At 48.2% G+C, this 19,032-nt stretch carries 14 protein-coding genes; 9 read left to right on the forward strand and 5 right to left on the reverse strand.

Annotated elements, in window-relative coordinates:
• Window positions 1-142: 142 nt before the first annotated feature.
• The 5 genes from A37S_RS0100150 to A37S_RS23055 all read left to right on the forward strand — a co-directional run bounded on the left by A37S_RS0100150 (window position 143) and on the right by A37S_RS23055 (window position 6,845).
• Window positions 143-601: a cold shock domain-containing protein gene (locus tag A37S_RS0100150; RefSeq protein ID WP_028295236.1), complete on the forward strand. Its 459-nt coding sequence runs from the start codon at window positions 143-145 to the stop codon at window positions 599-601.
• A 55-nt stretch (window positions 602-656) separates the two neighbouring features.
• Window positions 657-1,127 carry an MBL fold metallo-hydrolase gene (locus A37S_RS23050; RefSeq protein WP_051292589.1) on the forward strand — a complete coding sequence of 157 codons (471 nt, stop codon included), beginning with the start codon at window positions 657-659 and terminating at the stop codon, window positions 1,125-1,127.
• 82 nt (window positions 1,128-1,209) lie between these two features.
• Window positions 1,210-3,633, forward strand: a complete 2,424-nt coding sequence (locus A37S_RS0100160) for a ligase-associated DNA damage response DEXH box helicase (RefSeq protein ID WP_028295237.1) — start codon at window positions 1,210-1,212, stop codon at window positions 3,631-3,633.
• Window positions 3,624-4,286 (forward strand): ligase-associated DNA damage response endonuclease PdeM, encoded by a 663-nt coding sequence (gene pdeM, locus A37S_RS0100165; RefSeq protein WP_028295238.1) that lies wholly within the window; start codon window positions 3,624-3,626, stop codon window positions 4,284-4,286. Before A37S_RS0100160 ends, pdeM begins: the two co-directional genes overlap by 10 nt.
• Before the next feature lie 96 nt (window positions 4,287-4,382).
• Window positions 4,383-6,845: a DUF5686 and carboxypeptidase regulatory-like domain-containing protein gene (locus tag A37S_RS23055; RefSeq protein WP_051292592.1), complete on the forward strand. Its 2,463-nt coding sequence runs from the start codon at window positions 4,383-4,385 to the stop codon at window positions 6,843-6,845.
• Between the two features lie 54 nt (window positions 6,846-6,899).
• Here A37S_RS23055 and A37S_RS0100175 read toward each other — a convergent pair whose 3' ends face one another.
• The 5 genes from A37S_RS0100175 to A37S_RS0100195 form a co-directional block, all read right to left on the reverse strand.
• The gene (locus A37S_RS0100175; RefSeq protein WP_028295239.1) at window positions 6,900-7,754 is read right to left on the reverse strand and encodes a glycoside hydrolase family 16 protein; all 855 of its coding nucleotides are present in this window, start codon (window positions 7,752-7,754) and stop codon (window positions 6,900-6,902) included.
• 75 nt (window positions 7,755-7,829) lie between these two features.
• On the reverse strand, window positions 7,830-8,756 hold the full coding sequence (locus A37S_RS0100180) for a hypothetical protein (RefSeq protein ID WP_028295240.1): 927 nt from the start codon (window positions 8,754-8,756) through the stop codon (window positions 7,830-7,832).
• Window positions 8,757-8,765: 9 nt separating this feature from the next.
• Window positions 8,766-10,289 (reverse strand): RagB/SusD family nutrient uptake outer membrane protein, encoded by a 1,524-nt coding sequence (locus tag A37S_RS0100185; protein ID WP_028295241.1) that lies wholly within the window; start codon window positions 10,287-10,289, stop codon window positions 8,766-8,768.
• 12 nt (window positions 10,290-10,301) lie between these two features.
• Complete coding sequence (locus A37S_RS0100190) at window positions 10,302-13,421, reverse strand: SusC/RagA family TonB-linked outer membrane protein (RefSeq protein WP_028295242.1); 3,120 nt, start codon at window positions 13,419-13,421, stop codon at window positions 10,302-10,304.
• A gap of 213 nt (window positions 13,422-13,634) precedes the next feature.
• Window positions 13,635-16,538, reverse strand: coding sequence for a ligand-binding sensor domain-containing protein (locus A37S_RS0100195; protein ID WP_028295243.1), 2,904 nt, complete (start codon window positions 16,536-16,538; stop codon window positions 13,635-13,637).
• 96 nt (window positions 16,539-16,634) lie between these two features.
• Between A37S_RS0100195 and xseA the strand changes: the two genes are divergently transcribed.
• The 4 genes from xseA (at window position 16,635) to A37S_RS0100215 (ending at window position 18,975) form a co-directional block, all read left to right on the forward strand.
• Window positions 16,635-17,969, forward strand: coding sequence for an exodeoxyribonuclease VII large subunit (gene xseA / locus A37S_RS0100200; protein ID WP_028295244.1), 1,335 nt, complete (start codon window positions 16,635-16,637; stop codon window positions 17,967-17,969).
• A 90-nt stretch (window positions 17,970-18,059) separates the two neighbouring features.
• Window positions 18,060-18,308, forward strand: coding sequence for an exodeoxyribonuclease VII small subunit (gene xseB, locus A37S_RS0100205; protein ID WP_028295245.1), 249 nt, complete (start codon window positions 18,060-18,062; stop codon window positions 18,306-18,308).
• A gap of 203 nt (window positions 18,309-18,511) precedes the next feature.
• A complete protein-coding gene (locus A37S_RS0100210; RefSeq protein WP_028295246.1) occupies window positions 18,512-18,712 on the forward strand; it encodes a DUF2683 family protein in 201 nt (66 codons plus the stop codon).
• The gene (locus tag A37S_RS0100215; protein WP_028295247.1) at window positions 18,703-18,975 is read left to right on the forward strand and encodes a Txe/YoeB family addiction module toxin; all 273 of its coding nucleotides are present in this window, start codon (window positions 18,703-18,705) and stop codon (window positions 18,973-18,975) included. The genes A37S_RS0100210 and A37S_RS0100215 overlap by 10 nt, the downstream gene beginning before the upstream one ends.
• The last annotated feature ends 57 nt before the right edge of the window (window positions 18,976-19,032 follow it).

Raw genomic sequence — 19,032 nt, forward strand, 5'->3', positions numbered from 1 at the left:
GCATTCAGTTTTCATGGACATAGCCGGTTCTCCCTTTTTGTTTGCCCTGTATGCGGTGAATGGATAATCGCTCTTCCTCCTCTTTTGCAAAACGATAACGGAATGCTGAGCAGATGGAACGGCGCTGCAGAAAAAATACAATATGGCAAAATCCCAAGAATCATTTAACAAAAAAGAAAAAGCAAAGAAAAAACTCCAAAAAAGACAGCAAAAGGAGCAGCGACGAGATGAAAAGAGGCACGAGGGCGGAAACAAGGGCGGCATGGACGACATGATGGCCTATGTGGACGAAAATGGCAACCTTTCATCCGTACCACCAGACCCAAAGAAAATGGTAAAGGTGAAGCTGGAAGATATCGAGATAGGTATACGAAAAGAGGAAGATCTCTTGGATCCCGATGTGCTGCCCAAGGCCACAGTTACTTATTTTGACGAGGCAAAGGGTTATGGCTTTATCAGCGATATCAACACACAAGAGCGTATTTTCGTCCATATAAACAATTTGACCGAAGAGATAAAAGTGGGCGATACGGTAGAGTACACTGCCAAAAAGACCCCCCGCGGATTGCAGGCCGAGACTGTCCGCAAGAGCTCGCAATAACACCGTCCAAACATCCTTGTCTTTTATTCCTTTTATTGGGGAATAAGATACAAGGATGATTACGTTTAACAAAAAAGGCATCTATTGCTCCCGGGCAAGGGCCTACATAGACCCTTGGCAGCCCGTGGATCGTGCCATCATTACCCATGCCCATGCCGACCACGCCCGTGCAGGCAGCAGGCATTACCTCTGCCATAAAGACACAGCACCTTTGCTGCGCCTACGTCTTGGCGAGCATATCCACATCCAGACTTTAGAATACAATGAGCAGATCGGCATAAACGGTGTGCGAGTTTCCTTGCATCCTGCGGGACATATCATAGGCTCTGCCCAAGTGCGGTTGGAACACAAAGGAGAGGTATGGGTTATCTCCGGCGATTATAAACTGGCTTCCGATGGGCTTGCCGCTCCTTTTGAACCCGTACCCTGCCATCATTTTGTTACCGAAAGTACCTTTGGCCTGCCTATTTATCACTTCAAAACACAGGATGATTTGCTCGCCTTGTTGAATCAGGACACGGAGTAATAAGTGCTAAGTAATAAGTTTTAAGACCGTAGGTGGGCGAGGCCACGAGCAATATTTAAAACTTAAAACGTACAACTTAAATATGGTGGGAGATAAATGGTTTTCTCAAAAAAGGTGGATACCCCATGCTTTCCAACGGGAGACATGGCAGGCACTTGCCGATGGAAAATCGGGATTGCTGAATGCCCCTACGGGTTTCGGGAAGACCTATGCCATTTGGTTTGGGGTATTGGAAGGGCTGTTGAAAGGCCGAAAAAACCAATCCGATAAAGGCTTGCTTTGCCTATGGATCACCCCATTGCGCTCGCTCTCCCAAGAAATGTACCTGGCACTCAATCGGGTGAACGACGATCTCGGTTTGGGTTTGGACATTGCCTTGCGTACGGGCGATACCGACCAGCGGGAAAGGACCAGGCAGTTGAAAGAGCAATCGCAGGTGCTTATCACCACGCCCGAGAGCGTACATTTGATGCTGGCGCAAAAAGGGGGGCACAAGCGCCTGTCGCAAGTGCAATACCTCATAGTGGATGAGTGGCACGAGCTGTTGGGAAGCAAGCGCGGCGTACTGGTAGAGCTGGCCGTGTCGCGTATCAAGGGCATCAATCCCGCCTTGCAGGTCTGGGGCATATCGGCCACGATAGGCAACCTGGAAGAGGCCAAAACCATCTTGACGGGCATTGGAAATCAACAAGAAGCGATCATCATACGCGCCGACCTGCACAAAAACATAGACATTACAACCGTACTTCCGGACAGCTTGGAGAAATTCCCTTGGTCCGGGCATTTGGGCATCAAGCTGGCCGATAAGGTGGTAAACATCATCGATGCCAGCCGAACTACCCTGGTTTTTACCAACACGCGCTCCCAGGCAGAGATATGGTACCAGGAACTGTTGCGCGTGGCACCTCACCTGGCCGGTATCATGGCCTTGCACCACGGCTCCTTGAGCGAGGAGATCAGGAAATGGGTGGAACAGGCCCTGCACGAGGGTACGCTGAAAGCGGTGATCTGCACCAGCAGCCTGGACCTTGGGGTAGATTTCCGACCCGTAGATACCGTGGTGCAGATCGGTTCTGCCAAAGGGATTGCCCGCTTTATGCAGCGGGCGGGCAGGAGTGGGCATAGCCCCGGCGAGACCAGCAGAATTTGGTTTGTGCCTACCCACTCGCTGGAAATCATGGAAGGGGCGGCCCTGCGCTATGCCAAGGAAATGGGCATCGTGGAAGACCGCAAGCCCTATATCCGTTCGTTCGACGTGTTGGTGCAGTACATGGTCACACTGGCCGTGGGCGATGGCTTTAGGGATGAGGCGTTGTATGAGGAAATCGTCAACACGCATTGCTTTTCTTCCATCTCTCGCGAGGAGTTTGGCGAATGCTTGTTGATGATTACGCAGGGTGGGCAGGTATTGAACGGCTATGACGAGTTCCATAAGGTGATAGTAGAGGATGGCATCTATAAGGTGACCAGCAGGCGGGTAGCCATGAGGCACAGGCTGAGCATAGGGGCTATCGTGAGCGATGCCATGATGGCCGTGAAGCTGCAGAGCGGCAAATACCTCGGCAGCATAGAGGAGTGGTTTATCTCTAGGCTCAAAACGGGCGATACCTTTTGGTTTTCTGGCCGCAACCTGGAATTGCTGCGCGTGAAGGAGCTGCAGGCCATCGTACGCATCTCGACCAAAAAGAAAGGGCTCGTGCCCTCTTGGATGGGCGGACGCCTGCCCCTTTCTTCACACCTGTCCTACGCCATCAGGCATGTGCTGGAAGAGTGGGAGCGGAGCAGAAAGGCCGAGAGCGTGGAGATGGCCTTCTTGCATCCCCTTTTCGAGGAGCAGGAAAAGCGAAGCCTTTTGCCGGTGGGCGGCGACCATTTCCTATTGGAGAAGATCGTCACGCGTGAGGGCTTCCATTTGTTCGTCTATCCCTTTGAGGGCAAGTTTGTGCACGAGGGGATGGCGACGGTGCTCGCCCATCGCTTGGGAAAGATAAAACCCATGAGTTTTTCCATTGCCCTGAATGACTATGGCTTTGAACTGTTGAGCGATCAGGATATCCCCATAGAGCAGGGGCTGGCCGAAGGCTTGTTCTCCCTGGAAAACCTGAGTAGGGATATACAGGAAAGTGTTAATATGACCGAAATGGCGCGGAAGCGCTTCAGGGATATTGCGGGTATCGCCGGATTGGTCTTTCAGGGCTATCCGGGGCGCGAAATGAAGACCAGGCACTTGCAGGCCAATGCGGGCCTTTTCTTTCAGGTGTTTGAAGAGTATGATCCGGATAACCTGTTACTACGCGAAGCCTTTGACGAGGTGTTCGATTTTCAATTGGACTATGCCCGCCTGAGGCAGGCATTTGAACGAATTGCCGAGCTATCCATCGTAGTGACCTACCCCGAGCGGCTAACACCATTTTCTTTTCCGATATTTGCCGAGTCTTTCAGGGAAATGTTCAGCAACGAAAGCCTGGAAGAACGCTTGAACAGGATAAAGGAACAATGGATATAAGAGATGAGCGGGCTATTGGGGTGGAGCTGATGGGGCGGGAAGTCTGGCTGTTGCCCGAAAAAGCGCTCTATGTACCCCATTCCCGGAGTTTGGTTATCGCCGACCTGCATTTGGGAAAATCTGCCCATTTTCGCAAAGCGGGCATCATGATGCCACAGGGCGTGGGCAACGACAAGGATTATAGGCGGCTGCAAGTGCTGATGGATAGATGGCAGCCCAAACGGGTATTGTTCCTGGGCGATCTTTTCCATAGCGAGCTCAACGGCGATTGGCACCTATTCAGTGATTTTGCTACATCCGATATGGGCGATATCGAAATGATATTGATAGAGGGCAATCACGACGTATTGCACCAGGACCTGTATGCAAGGGCTGGGTTGAAAGTTGTTCCTTCCTTATTGGAAGAGGTGTTCATCTATTCACATGAACCATTGAAGGAGGTGCCGAATGGGTTCATTAATATCGCAGGGCATGTGCACCCTGGCTGCGTGATAAGAGGGCTGGGCAGGGTGCATATCAAATTGCCTTGTTTTCATCGTGCGGAGTCGCTCTTGCTATTGCCCTCTTTCGGCAGCCTTACGGGATGCCATACCTTGTCCAAAAATGGCGCCAAGCAATACGCTATCGCAAAGGAGAGGCTTTTTGTAGTATAAGTTTTGGTACCTCACCAGCTAAAAATATCCCCATATTTACTAAAGTCGTGTAACGAATGTGTGTGCTAAGGCGTCTGAACCTTAAAACGATCGCTTATGCGTATACTATTATCTATCGCTCTATTCATCCTTCCATCACTTGTCGTCGCGCAGGAGAAATATGTTATTAAAGGTAAAGTAGTAGATGACCAAGGCGAAGCGGTCGCTTTCGCTTCCGTGAAGCTAATTGGGAAAGCAGGAGGCACCTCGGCCAATATAGATGGTGCGTTTCAATTGGCATTGCCGTCGGGCAGCTATCAGTTGCAGGTATCTGCCGTTGGTTTTCAGCCCAATACCGTGCAAGTAGATGTAGCGAGAAATGACAGCATCCGCATCGTATTGCCGGTGGCTCATTATATGCTTAGCGAAGTGGTAATAGGCGATAGCGAGGATCCCGCTTATGAAATGATTCGCAAGGCCATTGCCAAGAAAAAAGAACACCTAGCCGCACGGAAACCTTATAGTGCGGAGGTATATATCAAAGGCCTGCAGCGTATGCTCAAGGCTCCGAAGAGCTTTTTGGGCGTCAATATAGACGAACTGGGCGATCAGATGGGATTGGATTCCAACCGTCGTGGTATCATCTATCTTTCGGAGTCCGAATCGAAGATTACCGTCAATCCGCCTAAGGAGTTTCGGGAAGAGATGATCAGTTCTAAAGTCTCCGGCAGCAATAGGGCCTTCAGTTTCAACAGGGCTTCGGATATGGAACTGGATATCTACCAAAATTACCAAGATATTTTCGAGGGATTGAGCCCTAGGCCGGTTATTTCTCCCATTGCCGATCAGGCATTGGGTTCTTACAGGTATGCCTACCAAGGGCAAAGGGAGGAGGATGGATTCACGATCCACAAGATAAAGGTGACCCCTAGGCGTAGGGACGAGCCGCTCTATAAGGGCGACCTTTACCTGGTAGACGGCCAATGGTCGGTACATAGCTTTGATTTCCTGCTCGACAAGACCTCGGGCATCAGCTTTGTGGATACGCTGCATATCAAACAGGCTTTTGTGCCCATTGAAAATAGCTGGATGCCGACTACCACACAGTTCGATTTTGGGGCGGGAATGTTGGGATTCCGTTTTGCCGGATATTATGTGAGCGTATACCAAAACTACGAAACACAGGTTAGCGTGGACAAAAAGACCATGCGTGAAGTGTTCCGAATGGAGAAAGGAGTAAACGAAAGGGATAGCAATTATTGGGCTTCGAAGCGCCCCATTGCACTAACTCCGGAAGAGAGTCTGGATTATGTACGTAAGGATAGCATCAGACAGCGCAACGAATCTCCTGCTTATAGGGATTCCATACAGCAAAAAAACAACAGGTTCAAACCGCTATCTTTCCTTTTGAGTGGATATACCCATAGGGACTGGCGAAGTGCGCAACGATGGTCGTTTGATGCACCGATGAGTTCATTGCTGTACAACACGGTGGAGGGCTTGGCCGCCAATTACGGTATACAGTATAGCAAGCGGATAGATAGCGCCTCTAACCAATACCTCTCCCTGAGTGGCAAGGTACGTTATGGTTTCAGCAACAAACGCCTTAATGCCAATGCTGGGCTTGCCTATTCTTGGGAGAGACACAACTTTTCCCTTTCGGGAGGGTCGGAAGTTCTGGACTTGAACAATAGGGGCACATTGCCCGTAGCGTTTAACGGCATCAACACGGTGGTTTGGGGCAAGAACCACATGAAATTGTACGAACAGCGTTTTGCCAAGTTGAACTGGAGCCATCGCCTACCGGTCAATGTTTTGTTAAGGGCGGGTATAGAATGGACGGACAGGTTGGCCCTGCAGAACAGTACCGACTATACGTTCAGCGAATCGCGCAGAAGGTTTATTACTTCCAACAATCCTTTTTTGCCAGAAGAAGATATTCCGCTGTTTGCGCAGAACCAATCCATGGCATTGGCCATTTCTGCCAGCTACAATTTCAGTAAGCGCTATGTCACCTACCCCAGCGGCAGAAGGTACCTAGCCTCGAACTACCCCACCTTGACCCTTGCGTACAAAAAAGGCATTCATGGTGTTTTGGGATCGGATGTAGACTATGATTACTTATCCATGAACCTTGCCAAGAGCGACAATCCACTGGGGATGTACGGATCTATTTCCTATAGTCTATCTGCTGGTTCATTCCTCAACAACAAAGCCGTAATCTATGTGGACAGAAGGCATTTTGTGGGTACGCAAACCCGCATCGGCGAACATCAGCTCTCCACTTTCCTCAATTTGGAATATTACCTCCACAGTACAGCGGGCGATTTTGCGGAGGCACATGTGGAATACAATATGTCGGGCATGCTCTTGGGAAAGATTCCCCTTGTCAAAAAGCTGAAGATTCAGGAACTATGGGGACTACATTACCTGCACACTTCGGAAATCAAACATTATGGCGAAGGACACGTAGGTTTGCAAAAAAGCATGTTACGTTTGATGTACAGTCGGTCTTTTGGAAACGACCCCCTGTTGAATCACAGGAGCAATTGGCGTATAGGGCTCAATATTGACCTTTAATTGATAACAAAGGGATGGGCTTGTCGAACAGTCCCATCCCTTTTTGATTCATTGCTATTCTTTTAGATTGTAGACGCGTACATAATCTATTTCTAATTTGGCGGGGAATACCGACTCATCTATTCCTTGGGCTCCGCCCCAGTCTCCGCCCACCGCCAGGTTGAGCAGGATATGGAAGCGCTTGTCAAATGGCCACACTTCAAAGCCCTTTTTTTCGTTGGCAAACTGAAAGAGCAAATCATTGTCTACATAGCCGCGGATGTAATCTGGCGTCCAGTCTACACGGTAAAGATGGAACTCCGTGGATGCATTGCTGATTTTCCTAAAAGCCGTTTTCTGCGTGTTGATGGAGTGGTGGTATGCCTTGGTATGCACGCTAATGTGTACCACATCTTGGTCATAGCCCACATGTTCCAAAATATCTATCTCGCCGGAATTGGGCCAGGCGCCGTAGGCCCAGTCCGTGGGAAGCATCCATGCCGCCGGCCAAGTACCACGGCCTTCGGGTACCTTGGCCTTTACTTCTATGCGGCCGTACAAAAAGTCGCCTTTTCCTTTGCTCACAAGTCTGGTAGACGTATACTCCTGACCTTCCATCTCCTCTTTTATAGCCGTGATGGTAAGCAGGCCGTCAGCCACGCGAACATTTTCCGACCGTGCCTCTGTATAGTATTGCAGCTCATTGTTCCCCCAGCCATTATCTCCGTTCCCTACGTCGTAGCTCCATTTTGTGTCATCTGGCAACCCTTCGTAGTCAAATTCATCGGCCCAGCTGGGGTTGCTCTCAAAGGTGTATTCTCTCGGAGGTTCTGGCTCGGGCAAGGGGATATTGGGTTTTGCGGTTTCTTCTCCACATGCTAAGAATAGCAGCGGAATGATATAGCTTAAAATCATGGTGCGAAATTTCATGGTGTTTAATTTTAATTTTTACGATGGAGGAGGGGAATGCCAACACCAGGTGTCGACACTCCCCTGGTGGCCTTTTCAAAGAGACCTCAAGGTGAATGTCCACCAGCCGTCGCCACCGATGTTGACACCTAGCTTCAGCAAATCATAGCCTTCTCCGTTGACGTCCCTGTTTATCTCCAGGATATCGTAGGTTACGGCATTATTTACGGGACCGGAAGCGTTTTCTCCGCCATTGTAGGCTTTTCTGAGGCCTATGTGGGCTCCTCTTCCATTGAGCCTTATTTGCCCCAGACCTCTGGTTCCGGCATTGGCGATATAGGTATAGCTAAAGGTTCCCGAGCGCCATGTCTCTTGATCGCCCACGAGCTTGCTCTCCGGCTCGCAGACAGCATCGCCGCTGATAAAGCCATCATTGAAAAAATCGCCTTTGCTATCGTAGCTAAACGTGGCATTGGCATTGAAACTGAAGGTATATTCGTCGTTGAAATCGCATGACCGCGTCGCAACGTCTCCTGCCCCACTAGACCACCAAGACCCATCGTCTGGCCCTGGGCCTACCTTGAGGGCGCCAGCGGCCGGATTGAGCCGCCACGTTTTGGAAGTGCAGCTGGCCAAGAAGCCAAGCGTTCGGGTGTACTCGCATGCCGTAGGGTCGTTCTGTGCAATGCTTACCTCTTTGGTGAGGCTGGCCATTCCTCCCTGTGCAGCCACATCGAGTGTTACTTCATAGTTACCGGCAAAGGTAAAGTTGAGCTCTATCGTATCGCCCTGGAGCTTTTGCCCTGTACTGGGTACCGTCCAGTAGGCTATAGACGGTGTATTGGTGGTGTTGATGAGCCTCATCGTATTGCTGTTTTCACCTGCCGCAATCTCAAAATCGGGAGTTGGCAAGGCATCCAGCTTCAAATTGTCTCCTTCTACACTACAGGCCTGAAAAGCCAAAAATGCTACTAACCAATACCATCTATTGGTCCTGTTTTTATTGTTATAATGGGTTTTCATGATCGATCATTATTTGGTGCCACCATATTCTCTACTTTGCTCTATCTTGGTATTGTCCATCTCTTGCAGGGGTATAGGCAGTATTTCATGCCTGCCAGTAACAAATCCCCTACCGCCAAGTGCACTTGCCGCGTCGCCCCAACGTACTAGGTCAAACCAACGGTGACCTTCACCTGCCAGCTCCAGCCTTCTTTCTCGCTTGATATTGTCCATAGTTGCGGCTACGGGCCCCAGCCCCACACGGCTTCTTACGGCATTCAGCAGGCTTGCCGCCCTTCCAAGGTCGCCACCTCCTCTTACCAATGCTTCGGCTTCTAGCAGGTAGGTATCTGCCAAGCGTATGTCATAGATATTCTGTGGGAAGTTGAGTTCGGGGGTGCCTGCCCCTGTCCATCTATTGGATTCCCTGCCGGCATACTTTTCCAAGAAAAAGCCTGTGTTCATATACCCGGCTTCATACGAGGCGATGCCATTGGATTGGAGGCTGTCCATATTGATGACCGTATGGGAGTTTCTAGGATCGTAATGGATGGCATCAAAAAGGTTTGGCGTGACCGGCAGAAAGCTCCATCCGGAAACGTAGTCCGGGGCACCGGCGCTCCCGTTGTAGTTCCTTGGGCCGACCAAGATGTTCAGCACATTACCCTCTGTACACTCGATACACCCCCAGTCGCCTACGGAAGTGTTCGTAAAGGAAATCTCAAAAATAGATTCGCTGTTGAACTTATTGCTCACGTTGAACAGCTCGCCATAATTGCTCAGCAAGCGATAGCCGTATTGACTGGTCTGCCCGGGAGTGCCGTTTACCTCGGCAAACTGCTGGGCTGCTGGGCCAAACTTTTCTTGCTGGAGGTACACTTTGCCTAGCAGTGCCCTGGCCGTACCCTGTGAGGTTCTTCCGGCTTCGCTTGTTGCGCTCACCGTGATGGGAAGGTTTGGAATAGCCTCGTTCAAATCCTGTTCTATGAAGGCATAAATCTCCTCGGGTGTTGCCTGTACTACTTCGTAGATTTCATCGCCCACCAGGGGGTGGTCTATCAAGGGAATATTCTTGAAGAAGCGAATGAGGTCAAAGTAGAAATAGGCGCGCAAGAATTTTGACTCGGCAGCAAACCGCGCCTTCTCGTTTTCATCCATAGGAATGTCGGGCAGCTTCTCCAATAAGATGTTTGCCCTAGAGACGCCCATATAGCCTTTGCGCCAGAGGTCTTCCTGCGGACCCACAGCAGGGTTAATGGTGTAATTGGACCAAGCCTGCAAATTGGGCAGGTCGGCAGCTCCGCCGCCTCCTGCATAGTGATCATCCGAGGCGGCAGAGGTAGCCAGTATCTTGGTGGTATAGCTGCCGCTTTGGAAACCTACCACGTCATAGATAGCCACTAGGCCATTATAGGCTTCTTGCCTGTTTCTGTAATAATTTGATTCCAGATCCGTGCCTCTGGGTTTCAGCTCTAGGAAACTGTCACTGCACGCTTGTAAGCATAATAAAGCCATGCAAGCCAGTAATTGTATATGATGAATATATCTTTTCATGATTATCGTGTTTTAAAATGCAACGTTAAGACCAATCATAAAGGATCTCGCCTGCGGGTAGATACCTCGGTCGATACTTAATATGCCTCCGCCTATCTCTGGATCAAATCCGGAATACTTGGTGAAGGTTAGGAGGTTCTCGCTCATGAGATAAATTCTTGCTTTTTGCAGCTTGATTTTTTGGGTAAGCGTGCTAGGAAGACTATATCCCAATTGTACCGTCTTGAAACGGAAATAGCTTCCGTCTTCCAAGTAGAACTCGGAAGGATAGCGAAAGTTGTTGTTGGGATCGTCGTCTGCCAGTCGCGGAAAGGTATTGGAAGAGCCTTCGCCAGTCCATCTGCCCAAGGCCTTGCTCTGGTAGTTGGCATTGGAGATGTCCAGTCGTCGCAGTCCCTGGAAGACTTTGTTGCCCGCTACCCCTTGGCCAAAGACCATGGCGTCAAAATTTTTCCAAGAAAGATTCAGAGTGAAACCAAAGGACCAATTGGGTGTAGGGTCACCTATGAATGTCCGGTCGTTTTCCCCTATGGTGCCGTCTCCGTCTAGGTCGGCCCACTTGAAGTCTCCAGGCCTAGCATTCGGTTGTATGCGCTGTCCCTCGCTGTTCAGGTAGTTGTCTATCTCCGCTTGGGTTTGGAATATGCCTAGGGTCTGAAAGCCATAAAAAGAGTTGAAGGCGTTGCCTACCATGGTACGGGTAATGGGATAGCTGGAAGACTGGAAATTGGCGCCGTTTATGAAGCTCACGCCGGCACCTATATTGGTCACCTCGTTCCTGAGATAGGAGGCATTTCCATTTAGGGAGAAATTGACCTCGCCTATTTTATCGGTGTAACCAAGTTCCAGCTCTACACCTGAGTTTTTCATGTCGGCTACGTTGGCTGCAGGGTTGCCCACCGCGCCCACATATGCCGGAATACGGGGATTCTGCAAAATGCCCGTAGTGACCTTGTTGTACCAATCGAAGGTCAGGTTGAAATTGTTGAGGAAGACCATTTCTACGCCAATATTGGTTTGGCTGGTCTGTTCCCACTTCAGGTCGGGATTGGATGGCGCGTTAGGGCTATAGCCCACGGTATAGGTATCCGTAAGGCCGATGGTATAGTTCCTGCCACCGCCGATGGTGGACAGATAGGCAAAATCTCCTATGTTGTCGTTACCAACCACGCCGTAGCCTCCTCTGATCTTTAACAGATCGAAAAAGGTGTTTTCGGCGAGAAAGTCTTCCTTGGTGAGTACCCATCCTGCAGAAAAGGAGGGAAATACGCCGTATTTATTGTTGGCACCAAAGCGAGAGGAACCATCCCTACGGATCAGTCCCTCAACGAGGTATTTCTCTTTGTAGTTGTAGTTCAGCCTGGCAAAGAGCGAAGAGACGGTGTGGCCCACATTTTCATAACCCGTTGAGTTCTTCTGATCGGCAGAGACGATGTAGTTTAGGGAGGCATCTTCAAAATTGTCTACCGGTAGATCAAAATAGGTTACCGTTAGTCCCCTTGCCCTGTTGTCGTAATAGGCACCTTGCCCCACCAATGCTGTGAAGTTATGGTCGTTTATAGTGCGGGTATAAGATACGGTATTTTCTAGGTTCCAGTCAAAACCGCGATTGAACCCTCTTGTGAAGTTATTTTGAACGCTTTGAGTAGTGGCATTGAGGTAAAAGACGGGCGTGAAGCTTTCATTGCCCCAATAGGAAAGTTTGGAACCTAATGTAGAGCGAATGGTAAGGCCTTCGATGGGTGTCAGTTCACCATATACGTTGCCCACGATATTGTCCGACCAGCCGTGATTGCCCAATCTGGTTTGTATATAGGCCAAGGGGTTGGTCATTTCTTGGGCAACTTGCGTAGAAATGGCATAGGGATTTCCATTGGCGTCCCTTACTACGGGATTATTGCGGTAAGGCCTATTGGGCGAATTGATCACATCTGGATCGGTTTCTACCACCGGAGTAGTGGGGTCGAGGTTGATGGCCGAAGCGAGCGGTCCGCCAAACTCGCTGTTGGTATTGCCCAATCCTTTGGACTTTTCGTGCGAATAGCCCAGGTTCTGTCCCAGCTTCAGCCAGCTGCCTATCTTATGCTCCGAATTGAGTCGGATATTGATACGCTTGTAGTCTGAGATGTCCGTGGCTACGATACCTTCTTGCGCAAGATAGCCGAAAGAGCTGTAAAAGGTGGATTTATCGTTGCCACCACTCACGCTAAGCTCGTGGTTTTGCCTCTTGGCGCTGTTGTTGAAGATCTGTTCTTGCCAGTCAGTACCTTCGCCTAATGCTTGTGGATTGCTAAAGGGCAGGGCATTTCCGGCAGCCAATGCCGACTCATTGCGCAAGGTAGCATATTCGGTGGCATTCAGCAGGCTAAGCTTGCGTGCCGGAGCCGAAGTGCCTACAAAGGCGTTATAATTGATGCGCATAGTGCCCTCGGCTCCCCGTTTGGTGGTTACTAGGATAACGCCCGCGGCAGCCCTAGCACCATAGATGGCCTGCGATGCGGCATCTTTCAGTACTTCTATGGAGGCTATATCCGATTGGTTGAGGTAGCTTATGCCCCCGGCGTCTACCACAACTCCATCGACCACCCAAAGCGGATTGTTGTTGCCAAAGGTGGTGATACCTCTCACGCGAATAGTTGCCGCAGAACCTGGTTGTCCGGAGTTGGCGGCAATGGTCAACCCCGATGCACGACCTTGCAAGGACTGCTCAACACGGGTGACGGGCATAGTCTCCAGATCGGAAGCCTTGACACTGGATATGGCACCGGTAACTACGCTTTTCTTCTGTACACCATAGCCCACCACCACCAGTTCATCCAACAAGTTGGTGCCTTCCAAAAGGGAAATGTTCAGTGGGCCATCCACTATCACTTTTGCTGTTTGTAAGGCCATGCCTATTTGGCTAAAGACCAAAATAGCCTCTGCATTGGGTACGCTAATGGTATAGTTTCCGTTTACATCGGTGCTAGTGGCCGTGGTGGTACCCTGAATCGTAACCGTCACTCCCGGTAACGGGCTTCCATCGCTGGCGGCAGTGACTTTTCCCCTCACTTGCAGTGCTTGCGCCCAAAGAATAGCTGGCGACAAACACATACATAGCATTAAGCATGCTTGTAAAATTCTCCTTTTCATAATGGAATTTTAAGTTTAAAAAATGGTTTTAATTTGGTGATGCACACGAGGTGCATGGTTTGACAAATGTATAAGGTATTGATTTGATATTGTCATTTTGGAAAGGTGTGAGACACCCTACATTGCACATACAAGCAATCGCAGCGATATGAAAATACCACTACAATGCCCCTACAGTGTTTTTTTAAGCTATTGTTTGTTAGTTGTTTACTGTCAAGATTGAGGTAGTTTCGATGTTTTGTGGATTCGCGATAGAAATTCGTGCAGATTGACCTCCGAGTCTAGCTTTAGTCTCTTGCGCAAACGATAACGGGCAACTTCTACCCCCTTGATGGTGATATGCATAATCTGGGCTATCTCTTTGGAAGAGAGGTTCATCTTGAGGAATGCGCATAGACGCAACTCGGTAGAGGTAATATCGGGGTACTTCTCCTTTAGGATGTTAAAAAAAGATTCATTGATGTGGTTGAAGTGGGAAGTGAAATGTTCCCAATCTTCCTTTGAACGTTCTACATTGCGTATGAGACGTAGCAGATGCCGTATGTGGGTTTCGCTTTCGTTCGGGTCTTTTCTTGCTAGGGAAGAGATGACGTCCTTTATCTTGTTCAAGACCTCTCCACGCTGTATCAAGTCCAGTGTCATGGTGGTGAGCTCACTGTTTTTATAGGCAATCTCGTTTTCCAGCTTTTCGTTTTGCAACCGCACCACTTCCTTTTCTTTTTTGTCCAGTTCCAGCTGGCTCAGGTACATCTGTACCTCGTGCTGCTGCTCCAGCTTCTTTTTCTGCCTTTTGAACAAGAGTAGGATCAATAGCAGTAGGGCCAAACCGTAAAAGATCATGCTGATTGGATGTACGTACCATGCGGGTTTGATATGAAAGGCATAGCTTACGGGGGCAGATACTTTATGTTGTCCATTTCTGGACATCACTTGGAACACATAGTTGCCAGGAGGCAAATTCGTATAATCTTTTTCGTTTTTTTTGCTCCATGGCGACCAATCTTTTTCATAGCCTTCCAGTTTATAGCTATATTCTATATTGTCCTCCTGCCCGTACATGGTAGTCGTGAAGGCAAAATGAAAGGAGTCGTACGTATACGATAGCGCTGGTGATTGGCTTGTCTGTGGGGCATAGCCACCGAAAAGTAAGCTATCCAAATTGTTTCTGTTGATGACCTTCACGCTACTTATCAGGATGTCCGGCGACTGTGTGTTTTTGATATAACGGTCATAATTGAGGTGGATGACGCCGTTATTGGCCGCGATGAAGATATTCTCCTTGTTGTGTGGATAAATGGCCTCATAACCCCCCAATATCTTGCCATCCAGCTCCGGGAAAGTGACGATGTTATAAACCTCTTCGTCATTTTTGTTTTCAAAATCAATGAGACCCAGTTTCTTGTGGTTAAGAAACCAGATATTCCCTTCCTTGTCCTCCCTAAGGTATTGGATGGCCATTCCTTTGAAGTGCTTGTCAAACCGCATGTCAGGTTCAAAACGGTCTTTTTGTGCATTATATTGATAAATCCCATTGGCGGTGGCTACCATCATGCTGTTTTTTACGTAGAAAACATAGTTGTACAGGGTGGAAGGCAGGCCGTCTGCCTCCGTATAGATCTTCGTATCGGCTATGGCATCATTGTCTTTGGAAAGCGTGAAGCGAAAAACACCTCGATAAGGATGGGATGCCCACAACCGTTCTTCATTTTTTTCATGTACCAGGAAACGTAATGATTCGTAAAGAGTTCCAAAATGCCCCAAGTCATGCAATTTATTTCCTTCAAACGAAAGCTGCTGAAGCCCAAGATAGGTGCCGGCAATGATCTCTTTTACTGGGTAAACATGGGAAAGGGGCCTGTAGATCCAAAGTCCGGATCCGCTAAAAAACTTCGTGGCCTCATTGCCAGAGATGACAAAGCCTCCGTCTTCGTGCCCCATCAGCAATTGATCGTTTATTTCCTCCAGGTTCCATACCTGTCCTGTACTATGCTTCACTTCCGAGAAATAGGCCTTGTTGAAGCTGATGTCTCCCTGCATGGATGCGAGAGGGGTATAAAATAGCCCTACACTGGTACCGATATATAATTTGTCATCAAATATATGGATGGCGTATGAACTCATTTGATTGTTTCTGTCCGGATGGATATACTTAATGGAGCTATTGGCGGCAATAAAATTTATCGCCCCGTCCAGGGCGACCCACAAGTTTTTATCCCTGTCCGTAAATAGGTGTCTTATGTTGTTTTTGGACAAGCCTTCCTGATGGAAATAATGCTGAATGATGGTTCCTTTCTCATCGACGATGTAAATACCGGCCGAGTTGGTGCCAATCGCATACCAGTCATTTTCCAACTTGGTCATGGTGTGGACGCGCATTTGCCTGAGCGTACTGTTCAACGTGAAATCATTGTCCGACAGTTGTTTCTGATGCAGAAAATAGAGGCCATCTTTCTGCGTGCTTATCAACAGCGTGTCTTGCTTGAACTCCACTATACTGGTAATGGCGGCATGTTCCAGAAGGGGGTGTTTCATCCAAGGTTTCCAATAGCCGTTTTCAAAGCGCATCAGGCCTTGTTCAGCTATTTGTGCCAGCATGCCATAGGGGGTTTTTGCGATAAAGAGCCATTCGGACGTCGTTTTATCGGCTCTTATTTTGCCGTCCTTGAAATGCAGCATCTTGGCCGTAGAGCGAAAGAATACCTCCTTGTCGTCTATGACGATATTCCAGACATCTGCGAAGTGCCGTTCCTCTTTAGGCACTAGCTCTACTAATGAATAGTAATGGAGAGCGCCATTGTCATTGGGATAGAAATAGCCGATTTCATCTTGCCCTCCCACAAAGATGCGTCCATCATCGTCTATAGCTATGGAGCGTAGAACGGTCTTATTGGGCAATGGGTAGATGTTCCAATAACTACCATCGAAACTGAGCAAGCCCTCGTTGTTTGCAAAATATAAAATCCCTTTCTTGTCTTGGGCAATGTCCCAGTTCTGAATACCCCCTTTGTACTGTTCACTGCTATAATTGATGATTTGCGGCAAGGCCAAGCGACCTTGTGCAAAGGTGATGGCATACGATAACCAAAATAGGCTTACAAGTATTGTTCGTTTCTTCATAATTTAGACTCGACCCCAGAAAATGGTATCGTTGGCTATTGGAAACGAATATACCATTTTCAAGGAAAATTAGCTTTTTTTTGTCTATTTTCGTCTATGCCCGAGATTGTCAATAACAAGACCGTATTCACCCTATATGAGGTGGCCCGTAGTGTCCAGAAGACCATTGCCGAGCGCTATGGCAGCCTGTATTGGATTAAGGCGGAGATGAACAAGCTGAACTACTATAAACACTCGGGACATTGCTATCCCGAGTTGCTGGAGAAGCGTGGAGGTAGGGTAGTGAGTGAAATGAGGGCCATTTTATGGAAAGGTGATTACCAGCAGATCAATGCCCGATTTATGGAAATGACCGGTGAACCACTCAAAAATGGCATTTCCATACTTTTTCAGGCAGCCATAAGCTACGATCCGCTTTATGGCATGAGCTTACGGATCGTCGATGTCGATCCAGCCTTTACATTGGGAGAACTGGAGCGCGAAAAGATAGAGACAATCAACAAACTGAAAGCCGAGGGTATATACCATGCGAATAAGCAGGTACCTTTCCCGCTTTTGCCCAAGCGCCTGGCGGTTATTTCGGTAGAGACCAGTAAGGGCTTGGCCGATTTCCTTAAAATCATAGGCCAGAATCCTTTCGGCTATCGGTTTCAGCATGATCTGTTCCCTGCCTTGTTGCAGGGAGAGAAGGCCATTGCCTCCATCGCTGCACAGTTGAAGGAAATAGAGAAACTGAGAGCACACTATGATGTAGTCGCCATTGTTCGTGGCGGCGGTGGTGAAGTGGGGCTCAGCTGCTACAACCATTATGCCTTGGCACATGCCGTAGCCAGTTTTCCTATACCTATTATTACGGGCATAGGCCATGCCACCAACGAAACGGTAACTGAGATGGTAGCTTATAAGAATGCCATTACGCCTAGTGAACTGGCCGATTTCCTCATTCAGCGATTTCATCAATATGCCGTGCCATTGCAAAGGGCGGAGGAACGTATCGCTATCCGGACAAAGGAGCTGTTGCTGTACGAAAATAGAAACTTGGAGAGGCTGATTACCTCGTTCCGGAACGAGAGCAGGTACGTAGTACAGCAGGAGCGTAGAAAACTGGATCAGGCGAAAAAACTGTTGTGGCAACAGGGCAAGTTTCTGCTAGCCAGTGAGTGGAAGCTACTGGAACACGGGAGCGGCGACATGATGCGCAACGTCGTATGGCTCCTGAAAGAAGAAAGGGTTTCTCTAGGACAGTTGGAGAAAATGGTGGGAGCATTGAGCCCTTCTGGTGTGTTGAAAAGGGGCTTCAGCCTGACAATGAAAAATGGGCGAGCGATATTTGATGCACAAGACCTTGTACTGGGAGACGACGTGGAAACTTCCTTGGCCAATGGCCGATTCCTAAGCAAGGTGATCAAGAAATTGAACACAGAGGAATGATAATACTTAGTAGGTCGTGATAAGTATTTGGATATGCGTACGGTGAATCTACCATTCTGTTTTTTTACTTTTAACTTTTTAATTTTGATTATGGCAGAAAAACTCAATTACGTAGATGCTTTTGATGAACTTCAACAGATCGTGACAGATATGGAGGGAGGGCAGATTACGGTAGACGAACTTTCCGAAAAGGTGAAACGTGCGGCCTTGCTTATCCAAGTATGTAAGGCCAAGCTCACCGAGACGGAGGGCGACGTGAAGAAAATCTTGGACGGCCTTGCCGATGAAGGGACAGAAGAAGCTGAAGAAGATCCCGATGAAGGGTTTTTGGAGGAATAACGGAATCTCATAGGTACTTGATTTTTGGTGGTGTATCGCCACTAGAATATTTCCAATAATGATATGTTAAACCATCGTTAGATTTAGCAATACGGCAATCAATGCCGGTAGTCTCATGTACATTTCAAATTGTTGCTTTGGAATCTTTCTTCATCATAGCATTGTGATTTGCTTTCTTTCTTTGCTTTACTGATATTTGCTATATGGAAACTCTTTTGGTACATCCGCAAAACAGCAAGCAACTGGATGCCATTAAGGCAGTATTGAAAGTGCTTAATGTTCCCTTTGAATCACAGGTAGAAACTGTTTCTTCAAAGGTAAGTAGGGAAGATATAGATCAAGCTTATGATGAAATGCGAGCTGGGCAATATACAGTGTTGGATCCTAACAATTTATGGAAATAAGATTTTCTAAATTAGCGCTCAAACAAAGGGACTTACTGAAAAAGAGAGGCAATGTCACTGCACAAAAAAAGATATCTAAATTACTAGATGAGATAATCCTTAGTCCTTTTAGCGGCCTGGGGCGTCCAGAACAACTTAAAGGATATGAAATACCTACCTATAGCCGAAGAATAGACAAAAAGAACCGTTTAATTTACTCTCTTTTGGAAGAAGAAAATGTCGTCGAAGTATTGTCCATTTGGGGACATTATGAAGACAAATAAGAATATCCCGAACCGCAAAATTTCTACTTGATATTAGTTCGTATCATCTATGCAGTT

Source organism: Olivibacter sitiensis DSM 17696, from assembly GCF_000427965.1.
GTDB classification, from domain to species: domain Bacteria; phylum Bacteroidota; class Bacteroidia; order Sphingobacteriales; family Sphingobacteriaceae; genus Olivibacter; species Olivibacter sitiensis.

Bases quoted from the DNA above. Each gene is read 5' to 3' on its own strand.
- A37S_RS0100150 (WP_028295236.1), top strand. From the start codon at position 143: ATGGCAAAATCCCAAGAATCATTTAACAAAAAAGAAAAAGCAAAGAAA.
- A37S_RS23050 (WP_051292589.1), top strand. From the start codon at position 657: ATGATTACGTTTAACAAAAAAGGCATCTATTGCTCCCGGGCAAGGGCC.
- A37S_RS0100160 (WP_028295237.1), top strand. From the start codon at position 1,210: ATGGTGGGAGATAAATGGTTTTCTCAAAAAAGGTGGATACCCCATGCT.
- pdeM (WP_028295238.1), top strand. From the start codon at position 3,624: ATGGATATAAGAGATGAGCGGGCTATTGGGGTGGAGCTGATGGGGCGG.
- A37S_RS23055 (WP_051292592.1), top strand. From the start codon at position 4,383: ATGCGTATACTATTATCTATCGCTCTATTCATCCTTCCATCACTTGTC.
- A37S_RS0100175 (WP_028295239.1), bottom strand. From the start codon at position 7,754: ATGAAATTTCGCACCATGATTTTAAGCTATATCATTCCGCTGCTATTC.
- A37S_RS0100180 (WP_028295240.1), bottom strand. From the start codon at position 8,756: ATGAAAACCCATTATAACAATAAAAACAGGACCAATAGATGGTATTGG.
- A37S_RS0100185 (WP_028295241.1), bottom strand. From the start codon at position 10,289: ATGAAAAGATATATTCATCATATACAATTACTGGCTTGCATGGCTTTA.
- A37S_RS0100190 (WP_028295242.1), bottom strand. From the start codon at position 13,421: ATGAAAAGGAGAATTTTACAAGCATGCTTAATGCTATGTATGTGTTTG.
- A37S_RS0100195 (WP_028295243.1), bottom strand. From the start codon at position 16,538: ATGAAGAAACGAACAATACTTGTAAGCCTATTTTGGTTATCGTATGCC.
- xseA (WP_028295244.1), top strand. From the start codon at position 16,635: ATGCCCGAGATTGTCAATAACAAGACCGTATTCACCCTATATGAGGTG.
- xseB (WP_028295245.1), top strand. From the start codon at position 18,060: ATGGCAGAAAAACTCAATTACGTAGATGCTTTTGATGAACTTCAACAG.
- A37S_RS0100210 (WP_028295246.1), top strand. From the start codon at position 18,512: ATGGAAACTCTTTTGGTACATCCGCAAAACAGCAAGCAACTGGATGCC.
- A37S_RS0100215 (WP_028295247.1), top strand. From the start codon at position 18,703: ATGGAAATAAGATTTTCTAAATTAGCGCTCAAACAAAGGGACTTACTG.